Source organism: Chitinophaga cymbidii (genome assembly GCF_007992715.1).
GTDB classification, from domain to species: Bacteria; Bacteroidota; Bacteroidia; order Chitinophagales; family Chitinophagaceae; genus Chitinophaga; species Chitinophaga cymbidii.
Window position 1 is genome coordinate 1,976,314 of sequence record NZ_BKAU01000001.1, and the last position, 22,933, is coordinate 1,999,246.

The 22,933-nt window shown below is 53.0% G+C and carries 20 protein-coding genes; 15 read left to right on the top strand and 5 right to left on the bottom strand.

The annotated features are described in order from the left end of the window. Window positions 1–26 precede the first annotated feature (26 nt). Window positions 27–1,394, top strand: a complete 1,368-nt coding sequence (locus CCY01nite_RS08085) for an efflux RND transporter periplasmic adaptor subunit (RefSeq protein WP_146859501.1) — start codon at window positions 27–29, stop codon at window positions 1,392–1,394. A 121-nt stretch (window positions 1,395–1,515) separates the two neighbouring features. Next, window positions 1,516–2,535 carry an NAD(P)H-dependent glycerol-3-phosphate dehydrogenase gene (locus CCY01nite_RS08090; RefSeq protein ID WP_146859503.1) on the top strand — a complete coding sequence of 340 codons (1,020 nt, stop codon included), beginning with the start codon at window positions 1,516–1,518 and terminating at the stop codon, window positions 2,533–2,535. 44 nt (window positions 2,536–2,579) lie between these two features. Here CCY01nite_RS08090 and hemW read toward each other — a convergent pair whose 3' ends face one another. Then, window positions 2,580–3,704 (bottom strand): radical SAM family heme chaperone HemW, encoded by a 1,125-nt coding sequence (gene hemW, locus CCY01nite_RS08095; RefSeq protein WP_146859505.1) that lies wholly within the window; start codon window positions 3,702–3,704, stop codon window positions 2,580–2,582. Window positions 3,705–3,843: 139 nt separating this feature from the next. Here hemW and CCY01nite_RS08100 point away from each other — a divergent pair, with 139 nt between their 5' ends. The 9 genes from CCY01nite_RS08100 (at window position 3,844) to CCY01nite_RS08140 (ending at window position 14,385) form a co-directional block, all read left to right on the top strand. Further along, window positions 3,844–4,725 carry a DUF4271 domain-containing protein gene (locus tag CCY01nite_RS08100; RefSeq protein ID WP_146859506.1) on the top strand — a complete coding sequence of 294 codons (882 nt, stop codon included), beginning with the start codon at window positions 3,844–3,846 and terminating at the stop codon, window positions 4,723–4,725. 133 nt (window positions 4,726–4,858) lie between these two features. After that, complete coding sequence (locus CCY01nite_RS08105) at window positions 4,859–5,548, top strand: uroporphyrinogen-III synthase (protein ID WP_246129884.1); 690 nt, start codon at window positions 4,859–4,861, stop codon at window positions 5,546–5,548. Between the two features lie 239 nt (window positions 5,549–5,787). Next, on the top strand, window positions 5,788–7,833 hold the full coding sequence (locus CCY01nite_RS08110; protein ID WP_146859510.1) for a thioredoxin domain-containing protein: 2,046 nt from the start codon (window positions 5,788–5,790) through the stop codon (window positions 7,831–7,833). A gap of 434 nt (window positions 7,834–8,267) precedes the next feature. Then, a complete protein-coding gene (gene porK / locus CCY01nite_RS08115) occupies window positions 8,268–9,524 on the top strand; it encodes a T9SS ring complex lipoprotein PorK/GldK (protein WP_262713319.1) in 1,257 nt (418 codons plus the stop codon). Between the two features lie 120 nt (window positions 9,525–9,644). Beyond that, entirely contained in the window at window positions 9,645–10,373 is a 729-nt protein-coding gene (porL, locus tag CCY01nite_RS08120; protein WP_246129886.1) for a type IX secretion system motor protein PorL/GldL, read from the top strand. A 56-nt stretch (window positions 10,374–10,429) separates the two neighbouring features. Further along, window positions 10,430–11,962 (top strand): type IX secretion system motor protein PorM/GldM, encoded by a 1,533-nt coding sequence (gene porM, locus CCY01nite_RS08125; RefSeq protein ID WP_146859514.1) that lies wholly within the window; start codon window positions 10,430–10,432, stop codon window positions 11,960–11,962. A 23-nt stretch (window positions 11,963–11,985) separates the two neighbouring features. Then, window positions 11,986–13,035: a type IX secretion system ring subunit PorN/GldN gene (porN, locus tag CCY01nite_RS08130; protein ID WP_146859516.1), complete on the top strand. Its 1,050-nt coding sequence runs from the start codon at window positions 11,986–11,988 to the stop codon at window positions 13,033–13,035. Between the two features lie 86 nt (window positions 13,036–13,121). After that, window positions 13,122–13,694 (top strand): Crp/Fnr family transcriptional regulator, encoded by a 573-nt coding sequence (locus CCY01nite_RS08135; RefSeq protein ID WP_146859518.1) that lies wholly within the window; start codon window positions 13,122–13,124, stop codon window positions 13,692–13,694. A 64-nt stretch (window positions 13,695–13,758) separates the two neighbouring features. Beyond that, window positions 13,759–14,385 carry a DinB family protein gene (locus tag CCY01nite_RS08140; RefSeq protein WP_146859520.1) on the top strand — a complete coding sequence of 209 codons (627 nt, stop codon included), beginning with the start codon at window positions 13,759–13,761 and terminating at the stop codon, window positions 14,383–14,385. Window positions 14,386–14,657: 272 nt separating this feature from the next. On the opposite strand, the gene uvrC is transcribed toward CCY01nite_RS08140, so the two are convergent. The 4 genes from uvrC to gpmI all read right to left on the bottom strand — a co-directional run bounded on the left by uvrC (window position 14,658) and on the right by gpmI (window position 20,110). After that, the gene (gene uvrC, locus CCY01nite_RS08145) at window positions 14,658–16,469 is read right to left on the bottom strand and encodes an excinuclease ABC subunit UvrC (RefSeq protein WP_146859522.1); all 1,812 of its coding nucleotides are present in this window, start codon (window positions 16,467–16,469) and stop codon (window positions 14,658–14,660) included. Then, complete coding sequence (locus tag CCY01nite_RS08150; RefSeq protein ID WP_146859524.1) at window positions 16,466–17,056, bottom strand: hypothetical protein; 591 nt, start codon at window positions 17,054–17,056, stop codon at window positions 16,466–16,468. The genes uvrC and CCY01nite_RS08150 overlap by 4 nt, the downstream gene beginning before the upstream one ends. A 109-nt stretch (window positions 17,057–17,165) precedes the next feature. Beyond that, window positions 17,166–18,437 carry an LVIVD repeat-containing protein gene (locus CCY01nite_RS08155; RefSeq protein ID WP_146859526.1) on the bottom strand — a complete coding sequence of 424 codons (1,272 nt, stop codon included), beginning with the start codon at window positions 18,435–18,437 and terminating at the stop codon, window positions 17,166–17,168. A gap of 149 nt (window positions 18,438–18,586) precedes the next feature. Beyond that, window positions 18,587–20,110 carry a 2,3-bisphosphoglycerate-independent phosphoglycerate mutase gene (gene gpmI / locus CCY01nite_RS08160; protein ID WP_146859528.1) on the bottom strand — a complete coding sequence of 508 codons (1,524 nt, stop codon included), beginning with the start codon at window positions 20,108–20,110 and terminating at the stop codon, window positions 18,587–18,589. A gap of 224 nt (window positions 20,111–20,334) precedes the next feature. Here gpmI and CCY01nite_RS08165 point away from each other — a divergent pair, with 224 nt between their 5' ends. From CCY01nite_RS08165 to CCY01nite_RS08180, 4 genes are all read left to right on the top strand, one after another. Beyond that, entirely contained in the window at window positions 20,335–20,730 is a 396-nt protein-coding gene (locus CCY01nite_RS08165; RefSeq protein WP_146859530.1) for a DUF4783 domain-containing protein, read from the top strand. 97 nt (window positions 20,731–20,827) lie between these two features. Beyond that, window positions 20,828–21,688 carry a carboxylating nicotinate-nucleotide diphosphorylase gene (nadC, locus tag CCY01nite_RS08170; protein ID WP_146859532.1) on the top strand — a complete coding sequence of 287 codons (861 nt, stop codon included), beginning with the start codon at window positions 20,828–20,830 and terminating at the stop codon, window positions 21,686–21,688. Window positions 21,689–21,692: 4 nt separating this feature from the next. Further along, entirely contained in the window at window positions 21,693–22,577 is an 885-nt protein-coding gene (locus CCY01nite_RS08175) for a diacylglycerol/lipid kinase family protein (protein WP_186830964.1), read from the top strand. Between the two features lie 11 nt (window positions 22,578–22,588). Further along, complete coding sequence (locus tag CCY01nite_RS08180) at window positions 22,589–22,924, top strand: translation initiation factor (protein WP_146859536.1); 336 nt, start codon at window positions 22,589–22,591, stop codon at window positions 22,922–22,924. The last annotated feature ends 9 nt before the right edge of the window (window positions 22,925–22,933 follow it).

Below are 22,933 nucleotides of genomic sequence, written 5' to 3' on the forward strand. Positions count from 1 at the left end.
CCGGCTGCAGCAACACAATAGCGTATATGAAGAAGAAGAAACTCCTTTGGCTTATCGGCATCCTGGCCGTACTTATTATTATCGTGATGATCATCCGGGGAGGAGGGAAGGATGAAGGCGTGAGGGTGTCTGTGGATAAGGCCGCGAAAAAGGACATCATAGAAGTGGTATCCGCCAGCGGAAAGATCTATCCGGAAATAGAGGTGAAAGTAAGCTCTGACGTATCCGGCGAGATCACCGACCTGCTCGTGCAGGAAGGCGATTCCGTGAAGAAAGGGCAGATACTGGCACGCATATACGCAGATATTTACGGCTCCATGCGCGATCGTGCAGCCGCCGCCGTTAGCCAGTCGGAAGCCGACCTGGCGAACAGCTCCGCCGCCGTGAATGCGTTCAAAGCGCGGCTCGATCAGGCCAAGGCCGCCTACGACCGTAACAAGGAGCTGCTCGACGATAAAGTGATCTCCCGCTCCGAATTTGAAACAGCGGAAGCTACCTATAAAGCGGCATTGTCCGACTACAACGCCGCCGTACAAAGGATCAACAGCAGCCGGTTTGCCGTGGCCAGCGCCCAGGCGAACCTTACCGAGGCCAACAAGAACCTCGGCCGTACCACCATCGCCGCGCCCATGGGAGGCACGGTGTCCCTGCTTTCCGTGAAGAAAGGGGAACGTGTGGTAGGTACCGCACAGATGACCGGTACGGAAATGCTGCGCATTGCAGACATGAGCACGATGGAAGTGCAGGTAGACGTGGGAGAGAACGACATTCCCAAAGTAAAGTTCGGCGACTCCGCCATCATCGAAGTAGATGCTTACAACGCCCGCAAGTTCAAAGGCGTGGTAACACAGATCGCCAGCTCCAGTAAAGGCGCGGCCACCGCCACCGCTTCCACCACTTCGGCGGAGCAGGTGACGAACTACATCGTGCATATCCGCATTATGCCGGAATCTTATGCGGACCTGATGGAGCCCGGCAGCAGGCGCTTCCCGTTCCGCCCCGGTATGAGCGCGAGCGTAGACATACAGACCCGCACGGAAAAACAGGTGCTGGCCATTCCCATCAACGCAGTGACCACCCGCAACCCTTCCGATACCGGCAAAACGAAAGAGGCTAAACCGGCGCCCGGCAGTCCCGCCCCTCCCTCCGCCGCAACCGGCGAAGAGAGAAAGGATTTCATGGAAGTCGTGTTCATTTTGCAGAAAGACGGCACGGTGAAGCTGGCGCAGGTGACCACTGGCATCCAGGATGATAATAACATCCAGATCACATCCGGCCTGAAGGAAGGTGAGGAAGTGATCAGCGGGCCTTACACCGCGGTTTCCCGTACGCTGGAAAACGGGAAAAAAGTGAAGGTGGTGCCCAAATCCGAACTATTCGAAGCCAACAAATAAAGATACTTTTCACAACGAAGGCAGGCATATCGCAGGGTATGCCTGCCTTTTTTATGCGCTCACTTTTGGCGTTGGCCCGTCGATTTTTTACATTGCAGAAAATTCAGAGAAAAAGTTGAGCATGGACAATCATATCGGAATTATCGGAAGCGGCAGTTGGGCTACGGCGCTGGCAAAGATATTGACGGACAACAACCGGCACATCCACTGGTGGATACGCAACGAAGACACCATCCGTCATATGCAGCAGCGTCATCACAACAAACATCACCTTAACTCCGTATACTTCGATACCCGTCTTTTACAGCTGAACAGCAGTGCGCAGGAAGTGGTGGCCGCGAGCGACACCATCATCCTGGCGGTTCCTTCCGCGTTCCTGCGGAGCGTACTGGAATCGCTGCCTGCGGATGCGCTGAAAGGGAAGAAGGTGGTTTCCGCCATCAAGGGCCTCGTATCCGGCACCAACCAGCTGATCAACGATTATCTGGCAGAAACTTTCGGCCTGCCGCCGGAGCAATATTTCACTATTACCGGTCCCTGCCACGCGGAGGAAGTGGCTAACGAAAAATTATCTTATCTCACATTCTCCGGCGTGGAGCCTGACGCTACGGAAAACATCGCCGCGATGTTCAACAACAGCTACCTGCAAACGATCGTGAACAGGGATGTAACGGGCGTGCAGTTCGCTTCCGTGCTGAAGAATATCTATGCCATGGGCGCAGGCATTGCCCATGGCCTGGAATACGGCGATAATTTTCAGAGCGTGTTTATCACCAACTGCTTCCGGGAAATGCAGGAGTTCCTGGAAAAATATGAACAGGCGCAGACCGGCTCCGGCCAGGAACCCGCCGTGCATAACTACAATGCCAGCGCTTACCTCGGCGACCTGCTGGTGACCTGTTATTCATTACACAGCCGCAACCGCACTTTCGGGAACATGATCGGCAAAGGGTACAGTGTGAAGGCCACTCAGCTGGAAATGAACATGGTGGCGGAAGGATATTACGCCAGCCGCAGCGTCTTCGAGATCAATAAAGAAATTGGCGCTTACATGCCGGTGGCGCAGAAAGTATATGCTATCCTGTGGGAGCAGCTGCATCCGGAGGAGGCGTATATGGAGTTGGAGAAGGGGTTTATTTGATGCATAGCGCCCCGCTAAAGGAATACGCTTTTGCATAGCGCTTGCTAAAAGAACATCGCCGCGGCGATCCCGTCCGCAAAGAACTTTCCTTCATTGGTGAGCTTCAGCATGCTCCCCTCGCGCCGCATCCAGCCCTTTTCCTTAAACTCTTTGGCGGCGGCAAGTATCTGCTCGCTTTTGTCCTGCCCGTACCGTTCGGTCACCCGCCCCAGGTCGCAGCCTTCGGAGGTCCGCAATGATATCATGATATATTCGTTCAGCGCCATTTTCGGGCTGAGCATTTCAATCTCCGAGGGAACGATGCCTTTGCGGATGTTCTGCATGTAGAGGGAGTTGTTCGCCACGTTCCACTGCCGGGAGAGGCCGTTGAACGAATGGGCGGAAGGGCCGAGGCCGAGGTAGGGGCGGCCTTGCCAGTAGCTGCTGTTATGCCGGGAGTGCTTGCCGGGTTTGGCGAAGTTGGAGATCTCGTAGTGTTCATATCCCGCGTCTTCCATCCATTGCATCAGCATTTCAAAGTGATGCGCGGCCCTGTCCGGATCAACCGGCGGCACCTTCTGATGCTGGATGAAGTGGTCCAGCGCCGTGCCGGGCTCTACGGTCAGCGCATAGCAGGAGAGGTGGGGGATGTTCAGCGCGATGGCTTTTTGCACGTTCTGCTCCCAGTGTTCGTCTGTCAGCGTGGGGCCGCCATAGATGAGGTCGATGCTGATATTGTCGAAACCTGTTGCCGCGGCAAGCTCCAGGCAGCCGGCAGCCTGGGCGGCGTTGTGGGCGCGGTTCATCCAGCGGAGGTCTTCTTCGAAGAAGGATTGCACGCCGATGCTCAGGCGGTTGATGCCCGCTTTGCGGAGAGAGGCGAGCGTGGAGGCGGTAAGATCGTCGGGGTTAGCTTCCAGTGTGATCTCCGAGCCGGCACTAACGGCGTAGTGGGTACGAATTTGTTCCAGCAGGCGAGTAATGTCCGCCGCGGGCAGCAGGCTGGGAGTGCCGCCGCCGAAATAGATGGTCTCTACCGCATGGCCAGCGAGATAATCCTTTTGCAGCGCGGTTTCTGTGAGCAGGCATTGCACCATTTCATCGCGGTATTGCAGGGAGGTGGAGAAATGAAAGTTGCAATAGTGGCATGCTTTTTTACAGAACGGAATATGAATATAAATACCTGCCATGAGTTGATTTAAGAAAGAATCGCCGCGAATATTTGCAAACCTCGAAAATACATCTGAGTTTTGTTGATATTTTTGGAACAAGAATAGTTAATTGCATTACCAAACATTGCCCTCGTTGCGTACTCTCTTGTTATTGATAATGATGATCTGCATCTCGCTGGCCCCCAGGGCGCAGTCGGCCGATACATCTTCCAAAGTTAAGCCAGATTCTTCGCAAGCCGCTGCGGTATTTGCGCAGGACTCCACAAAAGCCGTCCGGGTGCACATGTATGATACTGTCATGGCGCAACTGGCGAAAACGAACCGGTACTTCAACACCGAAGGCAAAGCCTTGCAGTACGACATCAATCCTGTTCGCCCGGACCCACAGCAGGACTGGCTGGTGTACCTGGTCGGGGGCGTATTGCTGTTACTCGGTATAATACGTACAACCTACCTGAAATATTTTTCAGACCTCTTCAGAGCTTTCCTGAATCCTACGCTGAGCCAGCGCCAGCTGAAGGACCAGCTTTCCCAGTCGCCCTTCCCCAACTTCCTGCTCAACGCCTTCTTCGTGGTCAGCCTCGGTCTCTACCTGTACCTGATGATGTACCGGCTCAATTACCCTACGGACGCCATCGCCTGGATGCTGATCCCCGGACTTATGCTGCTGGTGGGCATCATATACGCCGTGAAATATATTGTGCTGCGCTTCTGCGGATGGCTGTTCGGTAACGAAGACCTGATAGACGCCTACGTTTTTATCCTCTATCTCATTAACAAGATCCTCGGCGTGCTGCTCGCGCCGTTCCTTGTGATCCTGGCATTCTGCGAGCCGCAAATTGCGGTTACAAGTCTATATATATCGGTATTCTTTATTGTATTACTGATTGTATACCGATATGTAAGGTCCTATTCACTGGTCCGTCAATACTTGTCTTTTAGCAAATTGCATTTTTTTCTTTACCTTTGCGCATTCGAAGTAGTGCCGGTATTGATAATTACCAAGGTATTACTGATATGGTTAACTGGTAATCCGTAGATTACTGCGATTGTTAACACAAGAGCAAATACGTATGATTAAAGGCGGGTCAAAAAAAGATTTGCAGGAGAAACAACTAACGATCCTAATTTCCCAACCTAAGCCAGAGACAGAGAAATCACCTTATTTCGACTTGGCAAAGAAATTCAACGTGCGGTTGGATTTTCATCCTTTTATCAGAGTGGAAGGAGTAGCGGGTAAGGATTTCAGAAAGCAGAAGGTGGATATCATGAACTATTCGGCCGTGATATTTACCAGCCGCAACGCTGTTGACCATTTCTTTCGTGTATGCGAAGAATTGAAGGTGAAGGTGTCCCAGGATTGCAAGTATTTTTGTATTACAGAGGCGGTTGCGCTGTACCTGCAAAAGTTCATTCTCTACCGCAAGCGGAAGGTGTTCTATGGAGCTGATGGCTCCACCAGGAGTTTGCTGGAAGTCATGAACAAACACCGGGAGAACGAAAAGTTCCTCTTCCCCAGTTCCGATAGTCAGAAAAAGGACATTGAGGAATGGCTCAAGGCGAACAAATGTGAGTATGCCACCGCATCTCTTTACAAGACCGTTTCCAACGATGTAAAAGAAGTGCTGGCGCAAACGGAATACGACCTGATCGTGTTTTTCAGCCCCTCCGGCGTAAGATCGCTCTTCGAGAACATGCCGAAATTCCAGCAGAACGGTACGCATATCGGCGCTTTCGGTCCCACTACTTCCGCAGCGGTGGAAGAAGCCGGCCTGAGGCTGGACATCAAGGCCCCCGCGCCGCAGGCGCCCTCCATGGTGGCCGCGCTGGAGCAATACCTGCTCGGACTGAACAAGAAATAATATCACAAACATATTGCAGAAAGGAGCGTGAGAACGCTCCTTTTTTATTGCAGCGGTGTACCGTTGCGCCGCGGAAAACTGCGGTACGGTTTGCTGCATCCTGCTTTGCGGCCGCGCAAAAGACAGTGCGTTTTTTTGCAATGAATGATAACAGCCGCAAGGTTTGGCACAAAGAATGATGCTTTCATGGGATATTTTATAAGTATCTGATTCTTAACTTGCATCCGTATTGACCATCTATGACGAACCGACTAGCGAAGGAGACCAGCCCCTACCTGCTGCAACACGCTCATAATCCTGTGGACTGGTATCCCTGGGGAGAAGAAGCGTTCCGCAGAGCGGAAGCGGAAGACAAACCGATCCTGGTGAGCATTGGCTACGCAGCCTGCCACTGGTGCCACGTTATGGAACGGGAGAGTTTCGAGGATGAGGCTACCGCCCGCATCATGAACGAACATTTCATCAACATCAAAATAGACAGGGAAGAACGGCCGGACATCGATCATATTTATATGGATGCCCTGCAGGCCATGGCCGGCTCCGGCGGATGGCCGCTCAACATGTTCCTCCTTCCCAACCGCCAGCCTTTTTACGGCGGTACTTATTTTCCACCTAAGCAGGCTTACAACAGACCCTCCTGGCAGGAAGTACTGCTCGCCGTCTCCGACGCCTTCAAAACAAAAAGGAAAGACCTCGAGGAACAAGCCTCCAACCTCACCCAACACCTCCACCAAAGCAACCAGTTCGGCATGGAAGCCGTGAACATCCAGCTTCCGAAAGAAGAACTGTTCACCGCCGCGCAATGCGATGCCATGACGCTGGCCATCATGGGCCAGGCGGATAAGGAGTGGGGCGGCTTCGGACGCGCGCCGAAATTCCCGCAGTCATTCACCATACAATATCTCCTGCGGTACTGCCGCAATACGAAGAACGGCGAAGCGCTGCAGCAGGCTTTATTGTCGCTGGACAAAATGATCGACGGCGGCATATACGACCAGCTGGGCGGCGGTTTCGCGCGGTATTCCACCGACGAAAAATGGCTGGCCCCGCATTTTGAAAAGATGCTGTACGACAATGCGCTGCTCATAGATACACTCTGCGAAGCTTACCAGCTCACAGGCAACGAACGGTATGCCACCGTCATCCGTCATACGCTGGCCTTCATCCGCCGGGAAATGACCGCTCCGGAAGGCGGCTTCTATTCCGCGCTGGACGCGGATTCCGAAGGGGAAGAAGGGAAGTTCTACGTATGGAGCGAAGAAGAGATCAACACGGTACTCGGCGAAGATGCGCCCGCATTTTCCGCTTACTATGATATCAGCCGCCAAGGCAACTGGGAAGATCATAACATCCTCTGGGCGCCGCGCCCGCTGGAAGAAGTAGCGGCCGGGCTTGGCATGGAGCCCGCGCAGCTGGAAGCCCTGCTGGAGCGGAGCCGCGCAAAGCTCATGCCCGTGCGGGACCAGCGCATCCGCCCGGGGCTGGACGATAAGGTGCTCATGGGATGGAACGCCCTGATGATCCACGCCTGCTGCAAAGCCTTCGCGGCGCTCGGCGAAAAAACCTTCCTGGAAATGGCGGAGGCCGCCATGGAATGCATCTGGAAAAAAATGCGCCGGAGCGAAGCATCTTACAGCTTCTGGCATACGTATAAAAAAGGGGATGCACGCTATCCCGCTTTCCTGGACGATTATGCGTATCTCGTGCGCGCCATGATTGCTTTACAGGAAGTTACGGGGAACCTGGACTGGCTGCGGAAGGCAAAAGCGGTAACAGAATACGTGGCGGAACAATTTGGAGATGAAAGCGCGCGTTATTTCTATTACACTGCCGCCGCGCAGGAAGACGTGATCGTTCGTAAAAAAGAAGTCTATGACGGCGCTGTGCCCAGCGGAAACGCGGTGATGGCGCATAATCTCTGGTACCTGGCCGTAGTGTTTGACCGGCGGGACTGGGCGGAAAGGGCTGTGGCGATGACCGCCAGCCTGTCGCAGTCCGTTACAAGATACCCCACCTCCTTTGGCATGTGGGCATCCATGATCCTGAAAATGGTGCAGGGAACGCCGGAGCTGGCTGTGTCCGGCCCCGCGTACGGCGCAAGGATGGAAGAACTGAACCGGCTCTATGTGCCCGGGAAGGTTTTGCTGGGCGCGGAGCATGACCAGGAAGACATGCCGCTTTTACAGCAAAGGGAACAAAAAGGCAAAACGCTGATCTACCTGTGCCGGGATTATCATTGTGTGAAGCCTGTGGAAGATATATCGGAAATACGTAATTTAATATGATATTTGTTGTAAATTGCAAGCCCTTTGATTAAATTGGGTTTAGAGCGGAAAATTAACATCGGGATTTCGAAAATAAATATTATATTTATCTTAAATGCGTCTATAAGTCTGACAGCAAAGCGTTTATAGATTCCCCGAATAGGTATCCCGCCGTGGTTAAATAACAAAACCAGTTGCGGATTACATAATAAAATGTTAAAAGCCGCGTTTAAATTAGTTACGAAGCACGGCGTAGAGGACATGAAAAAGTTGTGTAAAAACTAACTACGGATTAAAAATAATTATTACATTTGCTATCTTTCTGATAAACAACCAGGTGAAAAGTGTGACTAAAAATGATATCTTGCGCGTGGGCCAATACATCTGGCAGGTTAAAGAAAAATCGTATTCTAATGAAAGTCACCCTTATGAAGCTTAATTATTGTAGTGGGCTGATGGTTGTATTGCTGCCACTTATACTGGCGAGCTGCGGTGGTGGTAAGACCCCTAAAAATGCTCAAGGACAGTTGATAGGTGTAAGTCCCCGGCCTAAGTACTCCCCCCCCGTACCTTACGGAATGGTCTATGTGCCCTCCGGAACCTTCCACATGGGCCCGAGTGACGAGGATGTGAACTACGCTTATACGGCGCGGAACAAATCCATCTCCATTTCGGGTTTTTACATGGACGCTACCGAGATCACGAACAACGAATACCGCCAGTTCGTAAACTGGGTGAGGGATTCGATTGCCCACATTTTGCTCGGCCATGTAAAGAATGATGACGGACAGGATTATATCGACTGGAAGCAGAAGATCGACTGGAAAGATAAGGCGACCTACGAGAAGATAGATGCGATGATCTATTCCGCGGAAGACCGCCTGTACGGCCGGAAGGAAATAGACATCCGCAAGTTGCTCTATCACCAGGAAACCTTTAACTGGGAGAAAGCAAAGATCCGCGAGAACAAGGACCTTCCGCGCTCCACCTTCATCGAGAAAAAGGACGTAGCCATTTATCCGGACACATTGTGCTGGATACGCGACTTCTCCTATGCATATAACGAGCCCATGACGCGCATGTACTTCTGGCATCCGGCGTTCGACGACTATCCCGTAGTTGGCGTAACCTGGCACCAGGCGAACTCGTTCTGCGAATGGCGAAGCAAATTCTGGGAAGACTACCGCGCTTCCAAGAAGCAGTTCACGGAAGACAAATTCCAGCTGCCCTCCGAAGCGCAGTGGGAATACGCAGCCCGCGGCGGACGTGAACAGGCGCCATACCCCTGGGGCGGTTACTACATCCGTAACAAGAAAGGCTGTCTGCTCGCGAACTTCAAACCCGGCCGCGGTAACTATCCGGAAGACGGCGGCTTCTATACCGTACGCGCCGATGCTTACTGGCCCAACGATTACGGCTTGTACAACATGGCCGGCAACGTAGCGGAATGGACGCAGGACATCTTCTATCAGAATGCTTATTCCTTCACTTCCGATATGAACCCCTATCTGAAAATGGATATTCCGGACGACGCGGCGCCAAGAATGAAACGCAAGGCAGTGAGAGGCGGCAGCTGGAAAGATATCGGCTACTTCCTGCAGAATGGTACACGTTCCTACGAGTATCAGGACAGCTCCAAATCCTACATCGGCTTCCGCTGTACGATCGCTTTCCTGAGCAGGTCTAAAAATGATTTCAGCAAAAGAAAATAGGTATTAATAGCTAACCTCTGGTGATGAAAAACCTCCAGGCAAAATCACAGATCATGGCAAATTTGAAACGAGCTTTTAACCATCTAAACAATTATAAAATTTAAATTTTAACCTATGGCTATGAATCCTAAAACAGCGAAATGGCTTAACTTCTTTGTATGTATCGGCGCATGCGTCGTGATCATCGGAGCTTTGTTTAAAATCCAGCACTGGCCCGGCGCAGACGTTGCGCTGATCGCAGGTCTCAGTGTGGAAGCCGCAATCTTCTTCGTGTATGCATTTGTTCCGTCAGACCACGGTCCCGAAGCGCCTCCCGCAGCTGCCGGCAGCCCCGCACTGGCGAATATGGACAAAATGCTCCAGGAAGCAGACATTACTCCCGTAAATCTTGCGCGACTGAGCGATAATTTCACTAAACTCGGTACAACTGTAGATAAAATGCGTGACATCAGTGATGTGGTAGCAGCCACCGGCGATTACACGCAGAAAACACGCGAAGCCGCCTCCGCGATCGGCTCCGTAACACAGGCTTATAACAGTGCCGCCGAAGCGGTATCTTCTTTCAATAACGCATCCGAATCTACCCGTAGCTTCCATCAGCAGGTGCAGTCCATGACCAAAAACCTGGCCTCCCTCAATGCGATCTATGAACTGGAACTGCAGGACACCAATAACCACCTGAAAGCAATGAACGGTTTCTACAGTAACCTGCTCTCTGCTTCACAGGCTATGTCCGGCAGCGTGGAAGACGCCAAGAAAACGCAGGAGCAGATTTCACTGCTGGCACGCAACCTTGGCAACCTGAACACCGTTTATGGTAACATGCTGACAGCTATGCAGGGCAGATAAGGTAACGCTAATAGTAACAGAAACAAGAGACATTCATTTAAAACTTGTAATTCACTATGGCATTACCCAAAGACCCCAGGCAGAAGATGATCAACTTCATGTACCTGGTGCTGACAGCTATGTTAGCGTTGAACGTATCCGCCGAAATTATTAATGCATTTGATATTGTAAACGATTCAATAAAAACTTCCAATTCATCTATCGATAGCAAAAACAACCTTACATATAATCAATTCACCAAGCTGATGGCTTCGGACGCCGCGAAAGTAGGCCCCCTCAAAGCCAAAGCCGACCAGGTAAAGAAATTGTCTGCCTCCGCGGTAGCTTCGATCGAAACGCTGAAAGGACAGATCATCGCCGCCAGCGGTGGCCTGAACGAAAAAGGTGAGATCAAAAAGAAAGATCACCTGGATGCCGCCACCCATGTGATGGAGAACGAGAAAAAGGGCCCGGCCCTGCAGGCGCAGCTGAAAAAGCTGCAAAGCGATATGCTCGCGCTCGTAAACCCGAAAGACAGGGACGCGATCGCAAAACAGCTGCCTTTGCAGGTAGACGAGCCGCCGCATAAGAAAGGATCGGTAAAAAAGAACTGGACGACGTATCACTTCAACATGGTACCTACCATTGCGGCAGTAACCATTTTGAGCAAGTTCCAGAACGATATCAAGAACTCTGAAGCCATGATCATCGACAAGCTGCTGAAAGAAGTATCTGAAGATGATTTTGTGTTCGACCAGCTGGACGCCTTTGTGTCTTTGAACTCAAAGAACTTCACAGCCGGCCAGACGCTGACCGCCACCGTGGTGATGGGCGCTTACAGCAGCACTGTAAACCCCACGATCGTAGTGAACGGTTCCCCGGTGCAGGCTACTGCGGGCAAGGGCGTCTATTCCCTGGAGATCGGCAGCGCCCTCGGCGAACATACCATCTCCGGTACGGTGCAGTTGACCAAACCGAACGGCGAAGTGATCAACAGGCCATTCACGGAAACGTACAATGTAGGGGCATCCGCCACCTCCATTTCTGCGGATAAAATGAATGTGCTCTACATCGCGCTGCAGAACCCGATCTCGATCTCCGCCGCCGGCGTACCCGCTGAAAAGATCCAGGCATCTATCAGCACCGGTTCGCTCACAAAAACCGGCGCAGGCCAGTACATTGCTACCGTAAGCTCCGGCACCAAGGCCACCATCAGCCTTTCCGCGGAAGTAGATGGAAAAGTAAAGAACCTGGGCTCGAAAGAGTTCCGTATCAAGAATATTCCTGACCCGATCATGAAAGTAGGTTTCAACAAGGGACCTTCCATGAAAGCGGCAGAGTTTAAAGCACAGGGCGGCCTCCGCGCCGATCTGGAAGACTTCCTGTTCGACGGGGTGAAATATGCCGTAGTAGGCTACCGCATGGGTATTGAACCAAAAGGTCGCGATTATATCGAAGGTGACGCCACCTCCGAATACTGGCCCAAAAGCCTGACCGGCGCGATCCAGTCCATCAAACCCGGCGATAACATTTACTTCGATAACATCAAGGTGAAAGGCCCGGATGGCAGAGTTCGCTCTATGCAGAACATCAATTTCAAGATCAATTAACGAACACATTAATTACTGGGTTTATGCGAGCAGTAATATTAAAAAGACTTGGTTGGAGCGCGTTCCTGGCGGCAGTGGTAATTTCTTCGGCGGATGCGCAATCCCGCCGCCGTGGCAGCTCAACACCTGCCAACAATCCACCGGAGCAGGAGCAACAGCAACAGAATGCACCGGTCACCAATCCGGCTACCGGCAATCCTGTGCAGGTTCCCGCACCCCCGCCCACAGACCCCTCCGGCGTAGCCCCATCGCTGCGTCAGGACGGTGTAGGCACGCCGGTGGATACGCCCCGCAGGTCCCTGCGTATAGACGGTGTTTCCGAGAGAAGTCCGAACCGCGACCGTGTGCCCATCACGTATGACCACATCCGCGAAGACGACAAGTTCTGGGAAAAACAGATCTGGCAGGTGATCGATGTACGCGAGAAGATGAACATTCCCTTCCAGTACAACGTGGAAGACGAGAATGGCGTCAACCAGCTGCTGATCAATATTCTGCTCGAAACTATCAAAAACCAGGAGGTAGAAGCCTTCAACCCGATCGACGACCGTTTCAGCACGCCGATGTCCTACCAGGAGATCATGACGAAGCTGACCGGCGAAGTGAGAACGGTGCGAAGCATAGACCCCGTAACCGGTGAAGAAAAGCTGGTGGAAACAAGGGACGAGTTCAATCCCGAAACCATCCGTCAATACAAGATCAAGGAAGTATGGGTGTTCGACAAGGAAGCCTCCGCGTTGAAAGTGCGTATCCTGGGCATCGCGCCCATGGTAGCCCGCCTGAACGACGACGGCTCCGTACGCGCCTCCATGCCGCTGTTCTGGGTGTATTATCCTGACCTGCGCCCCGTTCTGGCCAAATACGACGTGTATAACCAGAACAACGACGCAGCCACGATGACCTGGGAAGACCTGTTTGAAATGCGCTTCTTCTCCAGCTTCGTAGTGAAGGAAAAGAACGCCTTCAACCGCGAGATCCAGCACTATATTAAAGATGGTGTAATGCGCCTCCTCGAAGGCCAGGCCATCAAGGACAAGATCTTTAATAAAGAGCAGGACCTGTGGCAGTATTGATCTGCAACAACGTTCAAATCCTGTTGACAATAATCAAAAGCTGCCTTCCGTATGGAGGGCAGTTTTTTTTATGATTATCTTGCAATATGCAGATGCTCCGCTCCGCCATTAATGCCGTGCTGCCTTTCCCGGAAGAAGAATGGGAAGCGATGGCCGCATGCTGGCACCCGGTATCTTACAAGCGCAAGACCGTGATCACCGCCGCCGGCGACACGGAGCGGTACGCTTACTTTGTGACGGAAGGCGTGCAGCGCGCGTTCTGTCTTGCCGAGGGGGAGAAAGACGCCACCCTCGTATTTTCCTATACCGGCTCGTTTGCAGGCATCATCGATTCCTTCTTTTTACAGCAGCCTTCCCGGTATTATTTTGAAACCCTCACCCACAGCTCCTTCCTGCGCGCCTCCTACACCGATATCCGGCGGCTGATGGACGCCTATCCGCTGATCGCGCGATGGATACACCTGTCTACCATGCACGCCATGGCCGGCATGATGGAACGGCACATCGAAGCGCTCACGCTCAGCGCCGAACAAAAGTTCCGCCGCCTGCTCACCCGCAGTCCGCACGTGCTGCAGCTCATCCCCCACAAATACCTCGCCTCCTACCTCGGCATCGATCCGGCTACTTTCAGCAAGCTGCTCGGCGGCACCCGCCTGTAATAAAATCTTGGCGGAGGCAAAGATTTCAGGTAGCCTTATCGCCTAGTTTTGCAAATAAAACGGCATGCCATCATTTAACACCCATGCGCTCCTGCAAGACCTCCGCAGCGACGTTAACGCCATACTAAACGTAACGCACACACGTATAAAGGACCAGCCGGAGGCAGTGAACCTGCAGCAGCCGGCGTCCGGCAAATGGAGCGCGGTGCAGTGCCTGGTGCACCTCAACGGTTACGGCCGGTATTATATTCCGCAGTTACAGGCCGCACTTCAAAAGGGAGAACAAAAGCAGCTGGCGGCGCGCCCCGTGTTCCGCAGCAGCTGGCTCGGCAACTATTTCACCAGTTTGATGAAGCCGCAGGAAGACGGCGCTTTGCGCAGCACCATGCAGGCGCCAAAAGGCTACCGCCCCGCGCCGGAAGCGGACGCGCAGGCCGTGATCGCGGAGTTTGTACAGCAACAGCAGCAATTGCTGGAACTGCTGGACCGCGCGGAAAAAACAGATATCGCGCGGTTGAAAGTGCCCACGTCGCTGTCGAAATTCATCCGGCTCTCCACCGGTGATACACTTCGTTTTCTCATCGCGCATGAGCAGCGGCACATGCTGCAGGCGCTGCGCGCATTACTTGTTGTAACAGGAAGTTCCGCCACTGCGATATCGATGCAGTCACTTTCCGGAGAAGTCCGTTGATAGCTGCATTCCGCTGTAAGCTGCTCCTGTCGCTCATTCCGGCGGGAGCTTTTTTTATGTACCGATAACAAATACTTAACAACTGTCAAGCGGTTGGTATATTATTTTAGTGATGGAAACAGGATAACAACTGTGACTGCAACAACAAAGAAGATGACCGGCTGCGCCGGGATTTAAAATAAATCTGTGTCTTTTAATGGTTAACTTGGGGAAAGGAGCCTGGTTGTCAAACCGGGCTCTCTCTTTTATAGAACGTTGTAATTAACATCCTGTTATGCGTCTTCTCCGTGAAAATGCTGCCATATCAATTGCGCCTTGCGCTGCCCTACTTCCTTCACCAGTTCCTCCATCGGCAGTTGTTTGATCCTGTTCACGGAGCGGAAGGTCTGCAGCAGCTGTGTGGCCGTGTTTTCGCCAATGCCTTTGATCTCTTCCAGCTCGTTTTTAAAGGTGCCCTTGCTGCGTTTCTGTCGGTGGAAGGTGATGCCGAAGCGGTGCACTTCGTCACGGATGCGGCGGATCAGCTTCAGGCTTTCGCTGTCATACGGTAGTTTGATGCTGTCCTTATCACCCGGAAAAAATATTTCCTCTTCGTTCTTCGCAAGCCCCACCACCGTCATGCTGCCGATCAGGTCCAGCTTGCGGATGCTTTCCATCGCGGCGCCAAGCTGTCCTTTGCCGCCGTCTATCACCACCAGTTGCGGTAATGGCTGCTGTTCATTCAACAGCCGGTTATAACGTCTGAAAACCACTTCCGTCATGGATGCGAAATCGTTGATGCCTTCTACCGTTTTGATATTAAAATGACGGTAATCCTTTTTGGACGCCACGCCGTCTTTGAACACCACGCAGGCGGACACCGGGAAACTGCCCTGGAAGTTGGAGTTATCGAAGCATTCGATATGCACCGGCAGTTCCGGCAGCTCAAGGTCTGCCTGCAGCTGGTACAATACTTTTTTCCGCTCGGCGTCGGTTTTACCTTCGAGGTGAAGGATCTTTTTCTTGTATAGTTCTTCGCGGAAGTAATTCACGTTTTTCGTGGAGAGGTCGAGCAGCTTCTTTTTATCGCCGCCTTTGGGAACGGTGATGGTAATGCCTTCCTCGGGATATTCCAGCTCAAAAGGCAGCACTATTTCGCGGGCGAGGCTGTTGAACGCTTCCCGCATATAGGCGATGGCGTACTGCATCACTTCTTCATCCGATTCTTCCAGCTTTTTTTCCAGCGTGACCGTTTTCGTATCGGCAATGGTGCCGTTCAGCACGCGCAGGTAATTCACATAGGCAAAGTTGCCTTCGCTGATCACCGTGAACACGTCCAGGTTGCCCACCCTTGAGCTGACGATGGTGGAGCGGGCCTTGTACGCCTGCAGGCTTTCGATCTTTTTGCGCTGTATCTCCGCTTTCTCGAACTCCATGTTGGCGGCGTGTTCCTGCATGCGCGAACGGAAAATATTCAGTACGGGCGACAGGTTGCCGCGCAGTATTTCCTTCACCTGCTGCAGGCCGTCGCGGTAATCTTCTTCCGTTTGCAGCCCCTCGCAGGGGCCTTTGCAGTTGCCGAGATGGTATTCGAGGCAGACCTTGTATTTGCCTTTTTTGATGTTCGCTTCGCTGAGGTTCAGCGTGCAGGTGCGCAGCGGAATGTTGTAACGGATCACTTCCAGCACTTCGCGCACGCGGCCTACGGAGGTAAACGGACCAAGGTATTCGGAACCGTCCTTGATGATGCGGCGGGTCAGGAAAACGCGCGGGTAGGGTTCGTGTTTGATGACGATGAAGGGATACGACTTGTCATCTTTCAGGTTGATGTTGAAACGCGGCTGGAATTGTTTGATCAGGGAGTTTTCCAGCAGAAATGCGTCCTGCTCCGAATCCACGATCGTAAATTCAATATGATGGATAGATTCCACCAGCTTGCGCGTCTTGAAATTGTCGTGATTCTTTACAAAATACGAGCTGATGCGCTTGCGCAGGCTTTTCGCTTTACCGATGTAAAGCAGTTCGCCTTCCGTGCCGAAGTATTTGTAGATGCCGGCCTGTACGGGCAAAGTATGTGATATCTGTTGAAACTCCGCTGCTGTCATATCCTCGGTGTTGACGGGTAGAAGTACGTTTCCACTTCCATGTTCTCCGGTTTCAGGAAGATGATCTGCTGGAAAGTGGTTACCCGCAATGCTTTATGTCGTTCGTAAAAAATATCCTGTTTATAGTCGTACATCAGGTTACTGGTGTGCGAGGTCACCTGCGCAGTTTTGATGCGGCCGCTGCTGTCTACGTCCAGTATCAGCTGATAGGGCCAGGTTTGTTTGCCCAGTGAGCGGATGATGAAAGTGGTATCGTTGCTGAACTGGTTGGCGATGGTATCCGTCTTATAGGCATCCGCCAGCGAAGGGTTGCTGATATCCGCGTCCATCAGCGGGCGGAACAGTGCCGCCAGTCCCGTGCTGTCTTTCACCATTACGGAATCCGCCTGCCCGTTGATGCGCACGATCTTCCGGGCCTGCAACTGCTGTTGCCGCAGCTGCGCGATCTCGTCCCACTGATAGCTGCCGAGCGCACGGTGGCCGGTGCCGGCCGGCAGCTGAACAGGTGTTTCGGGCAGCATATGGCAGCCGGTTGTCAGCAGGCTGCATAAAAACAGTTGGATTTGAATGGCGAACAGGTGTTTCATTTCAGCAAATTTAATGGCGAATCCACAATCGGCCTATAAAAAATAATGCGCCGTGAAAACGGCGCATCTGATGCATGAGCAAATCTGTCGAGAGCACTAAAAAAGTAAACTATTTTGCGGCTGTGCTGATCTTGCTGAGCAGCACAGGATTATTGATGTTTGTATAATCGTACTGGTAGATGCCGCCCCTGGCGCTGACCAGCAGATGCTGGTCGTAGTAGGGGATGACATCATATGCATCCAGTCCTTCCACCAGTTTGGCGGTGGTTATTTTCAGCGGTTCCGGCGCATTCATGAACCGCAGGCCGAACGGCCCTTCGCACACGAACAGCTTGCCGTTATCTACGCCCAGTCCGTACGGGCCTTTCATCTGGTAGGTGGCCAGCTTCACCGGGTTGTCCACATCCTTTACATCGAACACCTGCAGCTCGTTCAGGTTGCCTGCGCAGATAGTGCCGGTGCGGAGGGTCACATATGCCGTGGTGCCTTCCACCACCACCGGGTCGCAGGCCCTGAAGTGCGTCACCTGGGAGCGTCTTGCCGGAGATGCCGGGTTGATGATATCATAGATGTACATCGCGTTCCTGCTGCCGATGAAAAGATATTCCCCGTAAGGAAAGATCGTTTCAATGTTCCCGCCTACCTGCTGGTCGCTTTTATGCAGCGGGCTGGCGGCGTTGGCAAGATCGAACGACTTCAGCTGCGAATGATTGACCGTATACAGATAATCTTTCGCGATGGTAAAACGGGCCATGGAGCCGCCTTTCCCGCTGCCTCCGCTGTTGTTGCTCTTCAGGCTCGATGCGAAGGAGGCTACGGCTGCGTCGAAAAAGATCATCCTTTCCGGCGTGGTGCAATCCAGGTCGTACACCGTGTCGCGGGAGGTATATCCCGTGATCATGAACGGCGACTGCGGGATCTGGTAGCCCAGCGTGAGCCCGTCCGCGTTGTACGGGAAGTTCAGCACGGAGCCGACGCGCTTTTCCAGTTTTATCTGCCGCGGATCGCTGATGTCGAACACCAGCAGGTCGCTGTAGCTGTCCGCGTACAGGTAATTCCCTTTCGCGGCAATGTCAATGTTTCCCGGCACGTTGATGAAGGATACCGCTTCCGGCGCCTTCGGATCGCTGTTGTCGATCACGTGAATGCCTTTGTAAATCTCGTTTACGAACAGGAGGGTGCCTTTTGCATAAATTTTTCCGGCCTGTTCGATCGCCCTGGGTTCCTCCGCTTTCACAGAGGCATAGTAGTCCGCTGTAGCAGTATAGACAGGGGTAAAAATCTTGGTTTTGAATTTTCTGCTGCACTTTTCTTTCACACATCCGCTAAATGCCATCATTACGGCGAGTGCCGCCGGGATAAAAGTGTAAATAACTCTCATAGGGCAATGGATTTGGAAGTAGAACGGGGGCGGGGGAGGGAAAGTTACAGGAAGGGAAAAATAAAGGCCGTCCGGGGTGGACGGCCTGATAATAGTTTGAGTAGTAATATGATACGGCGTAACTGGCCGTTAGTACCGGTTTTCTATGGTTACACCAGCACGTTCCCGGTCATTTCCTTCGGAATGGGCAGGCCCATGAAATGCAGGATGGTCGGTGCGATGTCGCCGAGTTTGCCGCTTTTCACGGCGCCTTTGAAATCCGCGCTGATGATGAAGAAAGGCACGAGGTTCAGGCTGTGCGCGGTGTTCGGCGTACCATCGTCATTCACCATGTAGTCTGCATTGCCGTGGTCTGCGGTGAGGAACACGGTATAATTGCTGAGCAGCGCGGCGGTCACTACCCGGGCTACGCAGGCGTCCACCGTTTCCACGGCTTTGATAACGGCCGGCCAGACGCCGGTATGGCCCACCATGTCCGCATTGGCGAAGTTCAGCACAATGAAGTCAGCCGTTTTCTGTTCCAGCTCCGGCACGATCAGGTCGGTCAGCTCAGGCGCGCTCATTTCGGGTTTGAGATCGTAGGTGGCCACTTTGGGAGAAGGCACCAGCAGGCGTTTTTCCCCTTCGAACGGCGTTTCGCGGCCGCCGGAGAAGAAGAAGGATACGTGCGGATATTTCTCGGTTTCCGCGATGCGGATCTGTTTTTTGCCGTTTTTCTCGAGCACTTCGCCCATGGTCATCTCCAGGTTATCGTTATTGAAGATCACATGTACGCCGCGGAAAGACTTGTCGTATTCCGTCATGGTCGTATAGTGCAGGTGCAGGGGTTGCATGCCGAATTCGGGGAAGGCTTCCTGCGTGAGGGCTTCCGTGATCTCGCGGCAGCGGTCTGTGCGGAAGTTGAAGCACAGCACGGCATCTCCTTCCTGTATGGTGGCGATGGGCAGGCCCAGGTCGCTGGTGGTCACGATCGGTTTGATGAATTCGTCCGTAATACCCTCGGCATAAGAAGCTTTGATGGCAATAGGCATGTTCTGGGTCGGTGTGCCGGTGCCGTGCACCATGGCGTCATACGCCAGCTTCACCCGCTCCCAGCGCTTGTCGCGGTCCATCGCGTAGTAACGGCCGGTCAGCGAAGCAATTCTGCCCGTGGTCTCCCGCATGTGCTGTTCCAGTTCTTCGATGTACGCCAGGCCGCCTTTCGGGTCCGTATCGCGCCCATCTGTAAAAGCATGTACAAATACCTTCTGCAGGCCGCGCTGGTGGGCTATGCTGAGAAGGGCTTTCAGGTGATTGATATGGGAGTGCACACCACCGTCGCTCACGAGGCCGATCAGGTGCAGGGCTTTATCATTCTGCTGCGCGTAATCCATGGAAGCCTGCAAAGCAGGATTGGCGGCCAGTTCGCCGGTGCGGATCGCAACGTTGATGCGCTGCAGCTCCTGGTATACGATGCGGCCCGCGCCGATGTTCAGGTGGCCTACTTCGGAGTTGCCCATCTGCCCCTCCGGCAGCCCTACGTCCTCGCCGCAGGTGATGAGGGTAGCATGCGGATATTGTTTGTATAAGCTGTCTACAAAGGGAGTATTCGCGTGTGCGATAGCGTCTGCGGCAGGGACCTGTCCCTGTCCCCACCCATCCATGATGATCAGGATCGCTCTTTTGTTTTCCATACTTGTCCGTTAAAACTATTGTGATTTAGAATCGAACGGTGAAATTAAACAACAAATCTGTTATGCATAACACTTTAGTTTAATTTCACATGTCAAACATTTATTATAAATTGGCTCCGCCTTGATAGCACAATAATGTGATTTAGCTTGACCATCAACAGTTTGGCATAGTTTTAGCCATTCATGCAGTTGATAAAAGTATAATTCGACTTAAATAACGGATAATGAAAAAGTTAATCTTTGGCTTGGGGGTTCTGCTAGCTTGTGGTATGTTCACGGCCTTTACCTTGATGGCCGGACCTTTTGAAGATGTGGTCGCCGCCCTGAAAAAGGGCGATGTAACCGCGTTGAGCAAACAGCTTGATAAAACGGTGGAGATCAACATAGGAGGCCGGTCCAATTCCTACAGCAAGGCGCAGGCGGATATCATCCTGAAGGACTTTTTTGAGAAAAACCAGGTAAAATCCTTCGAGTTGATACATCAGGGTGAAGCAGGCGGCGGCTCCCGCTTTGGCGTTGGCAAGCTGGTGACCTCCGGCGGGGAATTCAGATTGTCGTTTTTCCTGCAAAAGAAAGGTGATGTGCTCGTATTGAATGAATTACGATTTGAAAGTAAATAACGGAAATTAGCTTAGGAAGATAGAACTGAAGGGCTGCTCTGCGAAGGGCGGCCCTTTTTTAAGTAACTTGCCGCTTTATTACAAACCAGCAGTTGACATGTTACAAAAAGAAGCATTGACGAACTTTATCAGCAGCGCGCTGGCCGAAGACATCGGCAGCGGAGACCATAGCACCCTTGCCTCCATACCGCCCACCGCAAGAGGCACGGCAAGACTGAAGATAAAGGAGGACGGCGTGCTGGCCGGCATGGAAGTGGCGGAAGCTGTTTTCCGGTACCTGGACATGTTCACCGTATTTTCGCCCTTCAAAAAAGACGGTGATGTAATGACCGCGGGCGAGCTGGCCTTTGAAGTAGAAGCGGCGGTGCATACCCTGCTGATGGCGGAACGGCTGGTGCTGAACTGCATGCAGCGCATGAGCGGCATCGCCACGCTCACCCGGCAATACACCAACAAGCTGGCCGGCTACCACACCAAAGTGCTGGACACCCGGAAGACCACGCCGAATTTCCGCATGCTCGAAAAAGAAGCCGTGCGCATCGGCGGCGGCGTGAACCACCGCATGGGGTTGTATGACATGGTGATGCTGAAAGACAACCATATCGATTTCTGCGGCGGCATTGCGCCCGCCATCAACAATGTGGTAGCTTACCTGGAACGCACCGGGCTGGACCTGCAGATCGAAGTGGAAGCGCGGAACATGGAAGACGTGAAGCAGATACTGGAAACAGGAAAGGTGCACCGCATCATGCTGGATAATTTCTCCCCTGAACAGATACCCGCCGCGCTGGAACTCATCAAAGGCCGTTATGAAACGGAAGCCTCCGGCGGCATTACGCTGGAAAACGTGGACGCTTACGCCAAAACGGGCGTTGACTTCGTGTCCGTCGGCGCCATTATTCATCATGCGGTAAGCCTTGACCTGAGCCTGAAAGCCGTTATCCATCCCCACACATAATATCGTGAGAAAAATACTGATCATCATCAACCGCAAGGCCGGAACAGACCGGGAAAAGCGATTGGGCGCGGCGGTCCGTGAGCACCTTCCCTCACCGCAGTTCTCGGTGGAAACTACCTACCTGCAATATCTCGGGCATGGTACAGACCTCGCGCGGGAGGCCGTGCAGCGCGGGGTGGACACGGTAGTGGCCGTGGGCGGTGACGGCTCCATCAACGAGATCGCGCAGGGACTGCTGGGCGCCCGCACCGCACTGGCCATTGTGCCGCTCGGCAGCGGCAACGGCCTGGCGCGCGCATTGAAGATCCCGCTGGATGCCGCCGTTGCGTTGCAGATCGTTGCGGCGGGACATAAGCGGCCGATGGATGCAGGCTTTGCGAACGAACATCTTTTCCTGAGCAATGCCGGCGTAGGCTTCGATGCACTGATAGCCGACCGCTTTCAGCACAGCAAGAAGCGCGGCCTGCTGAATTATGCGCGGCTGGTGATCGGCGGATTCTCCGCTTACCGACCATCGAAATACCGCATTAATGTAGACGGCGCGCAGCGCGAACAAAAAGCATTTCTGATGACGGTCGCCAACGGCAACCAGTTCGGCTACGAATTCAAGCTGGCTCCGAAAGCCAGTGTGCACGACGGTTTGCTGGACGTTTGCCTCGTGCCTCCCGTGCGCTTCTGGGACCTGCTGCCGCTGAGCCTCCGCTCGCTGCGCGGCAACATCGACGAAAGCCGTTATATGGAACATTTTACCGGCCGGGAAATTGAAGTCAGCAGCGATGAGCTGTCCTGCCTGCAGGTAGACGGCGACGCTGTGCCGCTCAACAATGGCAAAACGGTGTATTTTCGCATTGCGCCCGGCGCATTACAGGTGATCGTACCGGAACCATAAAAAACTGTGTTATGAGCAAGAAAAAGCACTCCTCCTCCAATGGCATCGTATATTCTACTGACCCGAACTTTTCGTATCCCGAAGAAGAGCGTCAGGACCAGGACACACTTCCTCCCGCGCAACAGCAGCTGAAAGTGAAGCTGGACACGAAGCAGCGCGCCGGCAAAACGGTGACCGTGGTAGATGGGTTTATCGGCAAAGACGAAGACCTTGAAAAACTCGGCAAGGAATTGAAGACGAAATGTGGAACGGGCGGAAGCGTGAAGGATGGGTTGATCCTCATTCAGGGGGATTATAGGGAGAAGGTGGTGAAGTGGTTGGGGGATTGGGGGTATCGGGTGAAGTAGATTTGCTTT